Raw genomic sequence first — 11,851 nt, forward strand, 5'->3', positions numbered from 1 at the left:
GCTCAAACTTTGGATGCATATAATTGTCAAAGCGAATATTATGTGGTCTTCGGAGAAAAAAGAAGTTGCCGAAGTATTTTCCAGGCTTGTCAAAACGCGGGAAGGCACCTTACTTTCGGCACATAGCCTGATCCGAATGGACAAAAGTGCCGAATTTCATACAGCGCTCCGTATCCGCAAGGTATTGAATACGATGCTTGACGAACTGAATAGACAGTTTCCTGAATTAAATAAATAAAACATAAAAATTTAAAAAACAGGGGGTATGCCACCGCTACACCTCCTAAACGTGTTCATTCTACCCATCAAAAACAGTCCTAATTATGCGAAAACTGACCGTTTTACCAAGAATCCTCTGCGGATCTTTTTTTCGCATACTACATCTTCATTACATCCCAGTCGTTATTTAAATCCAATAGAGGCAGGTGCACTTTCCAAATTAACCATTTCGCTACACCTGCGCCGGCCTATTTTCCATACTACCTTTGTTTTACAGCGTACGAGAAAGTAGAAGCTGACGCTCAGGCAGGCCGCTGTACCGTATATGGAGGGGCAGGTACGGCGCCCTGTTTTTGAAACGGCGAAAAATAATAAAACGATGACAAGAAATAATAAATACCATGATACAAATAATTAAAGTTATGGAAGGGAATAAAACCAGAGACATGATATACAAGATCATTCGGGCAGCGATGGTGCTTTTTTGGGTCTATGTGGGGATGGAAAAACTCTGGCAGCTAGAGGCATTCAAGATTGCCCTTGAACAGCAACCGGTAATCAGTTATCTGGCTCCCGTGCTTTTTTTGCTGCTTCCGTTTATGGAAATCGGCGTTGGCGTATTGCTGGCCATGCCATCGCAACGCCTAGTTGCCTGGGGGTGGAAAGTTTCGACCTTATTGATTATCGTTTTTAGCATCTATATCGGTCTGGGGGTATTACATGTATACGACAAGAAACCCTGTATGTGTACCAGCTTTCTCAGCAATATTTCCTGGACAACACATTTGATCTTTAATCTCATTATCCTAGGCCTATCAATAATTGGATTGCTATTGCACCGTACAGTGATCAAATGTAGCAAGCGTACTGTGACGGGCAGAACAACAATCGCATTATTCCTGGTAGGCTTTCCGGCAATGGGAGCCATCAGCTACTGGAATATCCACTACACAAAGTCAAAAGATATGTGGTACACACCGGACAGCATTTACGACTACTGGGACCCCAATACCGCCAGCAGCAATATAAAAAGTTTGCTGGCATCCAAATACGATCGGTACACAGGACCGTACCGACAATTATTTACCAAAAGTTTGCAGACCAACAACCTTATTCAACAATTATTGGTTTGCAAGACAGAAAGGAGGGTAGCTACATGCTAACCAAATTTTTAAACAATTATGGCTACATGATATTAGGAGGAGCCATGATTATCGGATTCTCAGCATTTAAAGGTGCTGAGGCTTATGCAGGAAAAAAATTAGATCCTGTGACTATCTACTTCCATGGAAGCACCAGTTCTTCGTCAGATGTGCAAAATCAATCACTTTGGACCGAAACGCCAAATGATGAAGACTGCGGGTCTGGAAATAATGCAGCATGCGCCATGGAGGCTGACGCTTCTGATCTTACGGGTACCCCTGGTTCTCGTTCTTTAAATCCGAGCAGGATTACACTGAATGCGAATGCAGTTGGTTCGCAATTCATTCCGTCAAAAAATACGGCGGCAAGTAATCCTAGTAGCCAACCTATATCTCCAATTAATAAGTTATAGGCTTGGAAATGCAGTTTTAACTATGTTTATACTGCAAGAATGCCCCGGGATAACTTCCGGGGCATTCGATTAAATGTTATAAGGGATTCTGTTCCATCCCAGTCAGAAGAATAATATCTGTCGGCAAGGGTAAAGCATATCGATTTGAATTCGGTGCCAACTCATACTCGGTTCCACTTATATACCGCATCAACTTAATATTATCGCCATCATATTTGTTGTAACGCTTTATATCCATCCATCGCAATCCACGCATGAGCAGCTCTTTACGCCGCTCTTTTTTTATCAACTTGAGGGCGTCCTCTTTATTAAATCCAACGTATGGGATGAAATTCCCCTTTTTAATTCGCTTCATCAGTAAGGTATTCAGGTCATCCAAACCACTTTCGACGTTTCCCAGTCGGATACTGGTCTCTGCCCGTATCAAGAGCATCTCATCAGTAGCCATACCTCCGAATAGGTTAAAAGCTGATGTATAATTACCTTTAAAACTACGGTACCCATTTCTAACTTTAAAAAACAGCATTTTCCGAATATCATTATCCGCATAACTTGCATACAGCATCGTATCCACCAGACCATAACTCGGATGGAGGTTCGGATACGACGTTGTCAACTGGGCATAAAAAACCGTCTCTTTATTCAAACGAGATAAAGGATAAGGCTTCAATAGGTCTGAGGAAGAAAAGTCGTTATAGTCTATTAAGTCTTTCTTAACTTTTAAGACCTTATCCGCATAATAAAATGCGCTATCGTACTTTCCAATAGAGAGATAAGTTCTGCTCAATGCCCCATAGCAGGCTATTTTTGAGGGGCGCATAGGCGATTCAGCGAGATCAGGAAGTAATCCTGCCGCTGTTACCAAATCCCCGATGACCTGGCGGTAACAGGCTGATACCGTACTGCGTTTCGAAGGTACCGACTGGTCCGAGGTCAGCCGCAACACAATTCCCAAATCAGTATCTGAGGTTTGCGGATCCCAGGGCTTGGCAAATATCCACATTCCCTGCAGATACTGATAAGCCCGAAAAAACAGTGCAGCTCCTTTTATCCTATCTTTTTCACTTTTTACCCCTTCAATCTTTGGCAATGCATCCAGCACCACGTTAACCTGATAAACAGGGACGTACATCAACGCCCAATCATCGGGATAATTGTAGGGAAAACCTACCCAAGTATAAAATCCTCGGGACTGATCATCCACCGCATTAAATTCCTTTTCAGTAAAGAAATAGTCATCCGAATGAATATCACCAAACACAGGAACATTCATGTTCATATCAATCGAATTATCCAAAATTCCTTGTAGGCTTTCAAGTGTATTTGGACTTTGAAGCGAAAAGTTTGATTTCTCTTCTAAAAACTTACTACATGACATTAAAGAAAACAAGAGCGGCAAAACGGCCAACATCTTGATTAGGTTATCATTTATATTCATGATTTTTTTATTTAAAAATTGACATTAAGCCCTAGGGAATAAGTAGGATTAGGTGTTAACCGCCCAGAAAAATCAGGATCAACATCTTCTTTATTACTTTTCCAGATCAATCCCAAATTACTGGCATTGAGAAACAAGCGGGTATTTAACTTTTTACTGCCCAACTGCCACAGATTCCGCCACGAGAGATTGACATATTCCAAACGAGCATGATCGCCTTTCAGCACATTAACTGTGCTTCCCTGATAAAAAGCATCGCGATTGGCATCAATGGGATACTTTACCCGAGGCACCTGTGTGTATTTTTCGTCCCCTGCAGACTGCCATCTCCTATCGTAATCTGAATACGCTTTACCATATGTATAGAAGTTGCCACTGTTGGTTGCTTCCTTACGGAAATAATAATTCGCTTTAAAGGAAAGGTTAAATGATAGTTCAAAATTCCTATAGGAAAACGTATTGATCAAATTTCCAAATAACTGTGGGACAGAAGAGCCTACAAATACAATTGTCTGACTATCGCCTGTTTCCCCTACTGTTGAATTTCTGATTTTTTGATAATCGGTCGACAGCTCACCCACCAAGAACCCTTGTGGATCGCCGTGTTCGTTCAGGCCACCCCAATTAAATGCAGCGATGGAATTGAGCGGTCTACCAACTATTGGTATAATACTAGCGCCATTTCCCACTAAATTGATCAGACCAAACTGCCTATTGTAATATTCCAGCACTTTATTTTTGTTCAAGCTTAAAAGCACGGCAGGCCGCCAGCTGAAATTCGGAGTCCTGATCGCTAAGGCAGTCAAGTTCAACTCCGCACCCTGGCTTCTTATCGACGCATTATTTTTCACGGTGGTATTGGCCTTTCCAAACACGGTGTAATCGATCAATGAATTGCCATAGAGGTCTGTGCTCTTTTTCACATAATAATCAAAGCTTCCCGTTATTCTACTTTTAAACAGTCCAAACCGCAATCCCAAATTTAATGTCCGCACCTTTTCCCATCTCAACGATGGATCATTCAACGTACTGATCACAAAAGCAGGATAATTGGTATACCGTCCGCTGGTTGTTTCAGTGACAGGAAGGGGTGTTCGCGAAGGATCGATATTACCACTGTAGCCATAAGTAGCTCTGAGCTGCAGATCATTCACCGCTTTCCAGTCAGCAAACTTTTCCTTGCTCAGCTGCCAGCTCGCACCCACTGACCAGAAAGGATTATACTTATCATTGGTATTTACACCAAAAACATTGGCTCCATCCTTACGAATACTGGCGGAGAGCCCATAGCGCTGTTTATATAAATAGGCCACATTTGCATAGTGAGATACAAAACGATTCACGGATTTCATCAGAGAAACATTTCCCTGGATGGAGGAAAATCCTCCAGCAGGCAGTGTCGGATAAAAGTTGGCGTAATCTACTACTTTCGTACGTATCGGATCAGCGCTATAACCATAGGAAATACTTGTTGCACCTTTTGATAATACTTCTCTTATTTCAGCTCCTAAAATCGCATTGATATGATGAACTCCGAACGATCGGTCAAAATTGAGCTGCCCCCTCCATGTATACGAACTGACATCCCCATTGTTAAGGTCATAGATTCCACCCATAGGAACCGGATGTGCGACCGAGCCCGACTGTGGGTCAATACTTGAAAAAATATTAATCAAATTCCGAGCATAATAACTATCTACCTGTGCGATCCTTTCCGTTGCTTTACGCTGGGTCTGATATTGGTAAGATAGATTCGCTGACAGATAAGGCCTTATATTATATTTAGCCTGCACAATAGCATACAGTTCATTTTTCCGTGTTGTCGTGCGATCAAGCTCATAGTCATGCAATGGATAATAATTCCAGTCCAGCAGCTTGTCCCCATAAAGTTGATCGAGGTAATTGCCTCGATACCCTGTATTAAAAGGCAATGCTTCACCCTCAGCATTCCTAAATTCGAAAAATGGCACATACTTTCCGCCGTATTTAAATAGGTCAAATGCGGGTGTGCCGCTGCGCTGCTTCTGCGTGAGGAAATTTACGTTGAGATTCAGCTCAAATTTATCATTCCAGTGAAATGAATTGTTCAGATAAAGATTGATCTTATTGTCTTTAGCCTTATTTTCGGAAAGATCCAGCGTATTGCCGACCCCAAAATTATATCGTATTAGGTCAGAAGCCCCCGAGATATTTGCAAAAGACTGCTGTAAAAATGGAGTCTTTAGAAAAGCATTCCTATAAGCAGCTTTACCATCCATTGTCAGTAGTTTGGCAATCATCACTGTAGAGTCCTGCGCCGAAATCAGCCCCTTGCGACGGGCCAGAAAAATTTCAGCTGCAGGCGTTAGGGCGAGGTATGGACTCTGCTCGATCTTCCCGTCATAGTAGCCCGCATTGAAAAGCTCCTGTTCGGCCTGGATATAGTCCAAATTAGCTGGCTGATATAACTTATTATAATCCGTTATCCGTTTAGTCGTGATGGTATGCGAAATACTGACACTTGTCTTTTGCGATTTATTGGCAGCATTGATACTGGTTAGTACAATGACACCATTACCCGCACGGGCACCCCATATTGACGTGGCTGCGGCATCCTTGAGCACAGTAACAGAAGCAATACTATTGGGATCGATGTTATCGATATCTCCTTCATAAATAAAGCCATCAAGTACGATCAAGGGGTCTTTAGAAGCCTCAATGGTGCTAAGTCCCCGAATCGAGATATTAAGCCTTTCATTGCGGTTCGGCTGAAATTCGAACGTCCCCTTTCGGAATCCTGGGGTCAGATTATTCAGTCGGTCAAGAATGTTAATCCCCACCTGTTGGTCAAGTGTCTTTTTATCCAAGACCTGAAAAGAGCCTGTCATTTCGTTGGGACGGAGTTGCTGGTAGCCTGAGCTGACCATCACTTCATCCAATACATTAGCTACAGGCACCAACATAACCGTCAGGCTTGAAGTTCCAGATCTATATAAAATTGTTTTCGTATGATAGCCAATGTGGCTAACCAATACACTGTCACCATGATTTGCACTGATCAAAAACCGACCTTCATGGTCGGATTTTGTTTTGCTATTGCCCCGTAAAATGATAATCGAGGCAGCTTCAATAGGCTTTTTATTTTCGCTATTGATTACCCTACCCGCTATCTTAGACATAAGATCCTGTCCAATAGCGAAGTTTGCTACCCCTGAAATGATCAGGAATAACAGCATTAATAAAAATGTTTTCATGCCTATATCCCCCTATCTGCTGAGAAATAGACATATTCCACTTCCTGCGGCACTATGGTGATCTTTGCACCAAGCTGCTCTAACAACTGCAAAAGCTGTGCATCTGTATAATCCAATAAATCTGTCGGTAGATCGAAATCGACATTTATCGTTTCAATATTGCCAAGCAAGACAGGTTTATTCAACAACCAAGAGAGCACATGAAAGCTATTGCGGAGCGGCAAATTCTGAAAAAACTTCTTGTTATTCAAGGCATCAAGCGCTTCAAGAGGTATTTGGCCCTTCGTTTTGAATTGTGAGACTTTAGGCGTAGAGTCAATACGCAACACGTCGATCACTTCTTTCCTGATTTCCCATCTGACGCCAAAATTGTCCTGAATATCATGGATCATTTTCCGGTACGGGTCAAAATCTAAGCGATCCTTTGGGTAACGCAAAAAGTAGCAATATTCATCCATGTAGCGCTGAGGAGTCTTGAGTTTCCTACGGATTTCTTTCCCCACATTGTTATCAAATACCCAGAGGTTACGGTCTATACGATGTCCTGATTCGCTGAGATATTCATAAATGCGTATGGCCACTGATGTATTAAGAAATGTAAATTCCTTTTCCTTCCCCCTTTCCTTTATCTGCACCCCCATTTCCCGAATCCCCTCTCTACGTTTGCTCAGGTAAGAGGAGAATAATTTGAGCGTATCCGTAGATACACTATCTTGGACTTTATACTTAAAATCGTCCTTCATATAGAAATTCGCTTTCGTGCCATCCAAAATCTGGCGGACATTGGACTCCTGAAGCTCGGTTGTGTACGTAATTGCTTTGACGACACGGTCGTTTCCGATCCACACGACATGCGGTATCCCACGATGCGGAAATAGAGCATTGAATACAGTATCTCCGATGAGATACGGAAACTGAACATTGAGCTGATAAGAATCTTTATATTTTTTGAGCACCTTGTCTATTCGTGCCTGATCGTCGCGCGTTCGTTTGCAGTTGACCAGCAGCACGTCAAAATCGCTTTTGAAAGTGGCCTTCAACTGATCCAATTTAGGAAAGCTTTCGAGGCAATTGGTACACCAAGTAGCCCAAAAATCTACAATAATCAGTTTATTATCTTTATAATCACTAAGAGAAATTGTTGACCGACCTTTGCTATCGTTAAAAACAGGCATTTCGAGATTCCACAAGCTCTCAGGAATGGTATCCCCTATTGCAAGCGCTTTGATCTCGGATAGCCCATCGGCCCCGCTGTCCTTGCGGGGCGTCTGAGCCGATAAACTAAACATATGAAACATAAGAGCTAATGCGGCAAGAGCTCTTATGTTCTTCAAGACCATGCGATATGCGCACTTATAACCTTCAGTAAATGAAAAGCATTTTAAAACCCGCAGAGCAACAAAATACATCAAAACAAGCAAAGTATTAGCTCGATACATTAAGACCCCACAGATCGAATTAAAACACCTTAAAACAGATCGTTCAGATTTTACTTCATAAGTCAATCTAGCATTTCCGACCTGCTGAAAATCTTCGACCATCTTTTGAGCAATTCCAGCCGAATTTTTAGATTTCATCGGATTTTCATCGAGTCCGCATCGGGTTTTTATCGGTGTAGCCCGATGAAATCCCGATGAAAACTCGATGCCAATAGCATGAAAGGCAGAAGCTGGGGCGAAGTTGATCAGGCGAAAGTCCGAAGAAGGTGACACCTCTCCCCTTTGTCGGGTAGCCTTCGGCTCAGCTTCGAGACTTCTTCGGGACATGTTCGAGACATGTTCGGCACCGCTTCGACTGGGCTTCGGCAGGCCTTCGACTACGCTTCGACTCGTACCCGAAGCGCAGTCGAACAACAGTCGAATCGTTCCCGAAGAAGAGGCGACGTTGGTACGACGCAGTGTCGAATGATCCTCAAACAAAACCCGAAGGCTGCTCGAAGAATCTGCTTTTTTTATTCGGTTTTGAGCGCTAATTTTACAGCGCTTTTTTAGCAGGATCGAAGTACCTTTAAAGTACATTTTTCCTTGTCTAATTTTCTTACGCAAATTTTGCGTAATTAGTACTATATCTGTGCTTAAGTAGTGCTTCACAGGTATTTGAAATATATAAGTTATATAGCCCTTAAAAAAGGCTAGTAATTGTAGGATATTCATAATTTTTTTGTTGGCGGTTATTTCGATAACCTACTGAAAAACTCAGCGACTTTCTTGCTCAATTCTAGATCTTTTCCGATGCGCTCTTCAGCTTCTGCTGACAGCTGCATTTTACGCAGGTCTATATGGCGATGATTGACGATACAATAAGCTATCAACACCCTATACAATGCGGTTGCAAATTCCTGCATTTCCTCATCTTTCAGGAGCCTATTTTCTCCTATGCCACTATCAAGATAAGTACTCAATAGCTGGATAATATTAGCAGAAATTGCATCTAAGGCATAATGATTCCAGAATGCCTCAATCTCCTTTATAGGGGTGTAATCGACCTTATGGACATCATAAATCATCCAGTCAAAAGCAAATTGTAGCGCTAAAATCCTGTTCATTTTTCAGTAAGTCAATCGTAACCGAAAGTACATAGCATCCCCTCTCCGATCGAAATCAGCTTTTTATTGGGAGCCTGATGTTACTCAGTTCACATTTGTAATAATTAATTCATTGGGAGCCAGACTACGTTTGAATGAGGGGTCACAAGGTATATAATATTGGCGTTACGTGGTCCATGGCAAAGAGAAGCCAAATCTAATTTGGCCTAACCAGCCGAGCTACTCGGGGGCTGTGATGATGTTCTTTGATTGTTGTTTTTTGTTCATAACTCGTTTTATTGGTAACGAGTCTTGTGGATCAGCAGTGCGATGCGATACATGTGGGGCTGCAGACCGTGGCTATATACAAGTTTCTGAGGCTTTACACAACACGGGTTTACAGCAGACCCACATCTACCACATGTGTACAAATATACACATAATAGTAAAATGTGAGTGTTTATACTGCTGCCCTGCGTTGCGTCCTCAGAAAATATAGCCGCAAGACTTTCAATTTAAACACCAATGAAGACTTTAAATCTTCTATTAATAAAACAAATATAAATACTTTTTTAATAAAATGCAAATTTAACATAACATTTGATTTTGTAAATTTTAACGGTATTAGCTGTAATGAAACCAAAAGGGAAAATTACAGCGTTTGCTCAACACATTATAGACACATTTAGAGTTCTCTATCTTGAAGAGGAAATATCAGGAAGAGAGTTTTCTCGGATTATTACAGACGAAACAAATCCTACAAGGGTTGGCGGTATTGAAAGTGAATATAATAATGAGAAATACTCTCCTGAGCTCACGAAAAAAGCTTTAAACCATTTCGGATTAACTATGCAGGATATTTTACCTAATAAACTGCTAAATGATGATCAACTAATAGAAAAAACTAGAATACCCATTCTGAAAAAGATGAGCATTAAAGCTGCACTTAATTCACTTATACAGGATGGCTATTTTGATACCCCGCGTCTACGTGCTGAAATCACCTCTTATTATAACTCTTTTTTATCCGAAGAAGACAAAAAAGCAGATTCAGATATTTCATCTTCTTTAGAAAGTTTATACATAGAGGGAAAAATACTAAAAATTCAACTGAATGACGCTGACGAAAAGAAAGAGAAACTTATCCGCTTTATCCGCAACATGGAATTGAAAGAGGATTGAGTCTTTTGCTCTTTATTTCTTAAATTTGAGTTCTATCATTTTTATATGCCGATTACCATACCTACACTTTCCTACGAGCTCAATACTACAGTTCGAATGCACCGTGAAGCCGAAGGCTACACACAGGAGGAATTTGCATTTCTGATCGGCAAGGATCTCAAAGAGGTCCAAGCAAATGAAGACCTAACGACCGATGCTGCCTACGATATCAATCACACTAATTTCTATGTTCGGGTCTTGGGAAAAGTACCCAAAGATATGTTTTTCAAGGACTCTTTTGAAGAGGCTACAATTAAGATATATGCGACGAAAACAGAAATAGAAAATAAGAAGACCGGTAAGAAAACCATTAAATTTAAAGGAACGGGTAGCTTTAACAAAAAGTCAACCGTGATCGAGTCCTATTCCATTCCAGTAGATCCAGATTATGACGTCTCTGCCGAAGACCAGGATCTGGTCTTAAGCATACTAGAAGATTGGCTGAGGAACGATTATTTTAAAGAGGGAATCACAGGTTATAAACTATACCAAGACTTATTAGCGAAAGCTCAATCCGCAGAGATACAACTTCCTGAGTCCTTCCGTCCTATCCTTGTTTCGCGCGCCATCACAACTCTGACCAATAAACGCAAAAAGCCAAAACTACTACCATACAGAAAACTACCTAAAACAGCTGAGAAGTGGTTGTTATATAAGGAGGATATTTAAACTAGATACAGATTGGTCAAGAACTCAACAAAAATATATTAATAAGAGATAGGGGGCATCCCTTTAACAAAAGCAAAATAACTGTTAAATTTACCGGAGCAGAAATCAGCTAAGGCCGGTTCCCAAAACTGATACATCAATAAGAGATAGGGGGCCTCCCTTTAACAAAAGCAAAATAACTGTTAAATTTACCGGTGCAGAAATCAGCTAAGGCCGGTTCCCAAAACTGATACATCAAAAGTTCGTACATTAATCTGGTTGGGTTGGAGAAGTTCCTTACACTAGGAGCGCCTGAAACAATAATTGGTGAATTTATATCCCGTATAGAAAGATAAAAGTTGAAAACTCCACCTGTTGATATCTGTTTAAAAACTAACAGTTATGAGGAAAATTAAAGTAAACGATTACGAAAAAATGCCTATTGTTAATCCTATGGCCGCAGGGATTGACGTTGGCAGTAAGTCTCATTTTGTATGTGTAAACCAGAATGAGGATGGAGTTCGGGAATTTGGTTGTTACACCAAAGATCTACAGGAATTGTGCGACTGGCTAAAGAGCAATCATATCACAACAGTTGCCCTTGAGAGTACAGGTAGTTATTTTAAACCTCTGTTTATCTTACTTCAGGCTAATGGATTGAATCCAATATTGGTCAATGGAAAATTTACTAAAAATGTAAAAGGGAAAAAGACAGATGTTCTGGATTGTCAATAGATACAAAAGTTGCATAGTATGGGAATGCTTGAAGGCAGTTTTATTCCAGATCTATACACAGAAACACTCAGACAATATTGTCGACATCGTAGCTCCCTGATTCTGGATTCTTCTGGGTATATCAATAAAATACAAAAATCTCTTCGTATTACAAATGTCCGTTTAGATTCTGTATTAGCGGATGTAGTTGGTCTTTCTGGAAAAGCAATCATCGAAGCTATTTTGGAAGGGGAACGCAACCCTCAGAAATTGGCAAATTATCATACTACCCCAATACT

10 protein-coding genes and 1 pseudogene are annotated in these 11,851 nt (G+C 41.0%); 7 read left to right on the forward strand and 4 right to left on the reverse strand.

Going from position 1 to position 11,851, the window contains the following annotated elements; translation table 11 throughout:
• From B4Z47_RS02755 to B4Z47_RS02765, 3 genes are all read left to right on the forward strand, one after another.
• Window positions 1-238: hypothetical protein (locus B4Z47_RS02755; RefSeq protein WP_286726729.1), on the forward strand; the 238-nt coding region annotated here is incomplete at its 5' end.
• 427 nt (window positions 239-665) lie between these two features.
• Complete coding sequence (locus B4Z47_RS02760; RefSeq protein WP_175442016.1) at window positions 666-1,382, forward strand: MauE/DoxX family redox-associated membrane protein; 717 nt, start codon at window positions 666-668, stop codon at window positions 1,380-1,382.
• Window positions 1,383-1,408: 26 nt separating this feature from the next.
• Window positions 1,409-1,774, forward strand: a complete 366-nt coding sequence (locus B4Z47_RS02765; protein ID WP_139145023.1) for a hypothetical protein — start codon at window positions 1,409-1,411, stop codon at window positions 1,772-1,774.
• A gap of 76 nt (window positions 1,775-1,850) precedes the next feature.
• Here the strand turns inward: B4Z47_RS02765 and B4Z47_RS02770 are convergent, their stop codons facing one another.
• The 4 genes from B4Z47_RS02770 to B4Z47_RS02785 form a co-directional block, all read right to left on the reverse strand.
• On the reverse strand, window positions 1,851-3,212 hold the full coding sequence (locus tag B4Z47_RS02770) for a RagB/SusD family nutrient uptake outer membrane protein (protein ID WP_070567074.1): 1,362 nt from the start codon (window positions 3,210-3,212) through the stop codon (window positions 1,851-1,853).
• Window positions 3,213-3,223: 11 nt separating this feature from the next.
• The gene (locus tag B4Z47_RS02775) at window positions 3,224-6,445 is read right to left on the reverse strand and encodes a SusC/RagA family TonB-linked outer membrane protein (RefSeq protein ID WP_286726733.1); all 3,222 of its coding nucleotides are present in this window, start codon (window positions 6,443-6,445) and stop codon (window positions 3,224-3,226) included.
• A 2-nt stretch (window positions 6,446-6,447) separates the two neighbouring features.
• Window positions 6,448-8,490 carry a TlpA family protein disulfide reductase gene (locus B4Z47_RS02780; RefSeq protein WP_286726735.1) on the reverse strand — a complete coding sequence of 681 codons (2,043 nt, stop codon included), beginning with the start codon at window positions 8,488-8,490 and terminating at the stop codon, window positions 6,448-6,450.
• Between the two features lie 125 nt (window positions 8,491-8,615).
• A complete protein-coding gene (locus B4Z47_RS02785) occupies window positions 8,616-8,990 on the reverse strand; it encodes a hypothetical protein (RefSeq protein WP_070566647.1) in 375 nt (124 codons plus the stop codon).
• Window positions 8,991-9,602: 612 nt separating this feature from the next.
• On the opposite strand from B4Z47_RS02785, the gene B4Z47_RS02790 reads away from it, so the two are divergent.
• The 4 genes and pseudogenes from B4Z47_RS02790 to B4Z47_RS02805 all read left to right on the forward strand — a co-directional run.
• A complete protein-coding gene (locus B4Z47_RS02790; protein WP_070566649.1) occupies window positions 9,603-10,151 on the forward strand; it encodes a hypothetical protein in 549 nt (182 codons plus the stop codon).
• 45 nt (window positions 10,152-10,196) lie between these two features.
• The gene (locus tag B4Z47_RS02795) at window positions 10,197-10,859 is read left to right on the forward strand and encodes a hypothetical protein (RefSeq protein ID WP_070566651.1); all 663 of its coding nucleotides are present in this window, start codon (window positions 10,197-10,199) and stop codon (window positions 10,857-10,859) included.
• 381 nt (window positions 10,860-11,240) lie between these two features.
• Window positions 11,241-11,573: an IS110 family transposase gene (locus tag B4Z47_RS02800; protein ID WP_070563628.1), complete on the forward strand. Its 333-nt coding sequence runs from the start codon at window positions 11,241-11,243 to the stop codon at window positions 11,571-11,573.
• A gap of 18 nt (window positions 11,574-11,591) precedes the next feature.
• Window positions 11,592-11,851 (forward strand): annotated as a pseudogene (locus B4Z47_RS02805) (IS110 family transposase); the annotation flags it as partial.

This window comes from Sphingobacterium sp. UBA2610, assembly GCF_002339225.1.
GTDB lineage: Bacteria > Bacteroidota > Bacteroidia > Sphingobacteriales > Sphingobacteriaceae > Sphingobacterium > Sphingobacterium multivorum.

Bases quoted from the DNA above. Each gene is read 5' to 3' on its own strand.
- B4Z47_RS02775 (WP_286726733.1), bottom strand. From the start codon at position 6,445: ATGAAAACATTTTTATTAATGCTGTTATTCCTGATCATTTCAGGGGTA.
- B4Z47_RS02800 (WP_070563628.1), top strand. From the start codon at position 11,241: ATGAGGAAAATTAAAGTAAACGATTACGAAAAAATGCCTATTGTTAAT.
- B4Z47_RS02770 (WP_070567074.1), bottom strand. From the start codon at position 3,212: ATGAATATAAATGATAACCTAATCAAGATGTTGGCCGTTTTGCCGCTC.
- B4Z47_RS02785 (WP_070566647.1), bottom strand. From the start codon at position 8,990: ATGAACAGGATTTTAGCGCTACAATTTGCTTTTGACTGGATGATTTAT.
- B4Z47_RS02765 (WP_139145023.1), top strand. From the start codon at position 1,409: ATGATATTAGGAGGAGCCATGATTATCGGATTCTCAGCATTTAAAGGT.
- B4Z47_RS02795 (WP_070566651.1), top strand. From the start codon at position 10,197: ATGCCGATTACCATACCTACACTTTCCTACGAGCTCAATACTACAGTT.
- B4Z47_RS02790 (WP_070566649.1), top strand. From the start codon at position 9,603: ATGAAACCAAAAGGGAAAATTACAGCGTTTGCTCAACACATTATAGAC.
- B4Z47_RS02760 (WP_175442016.1), top strand. From the start codon at position 666: ATGATATACAAGATCATTCGGGCAGCGATGGTGCTTTTTTGGGTCTAT.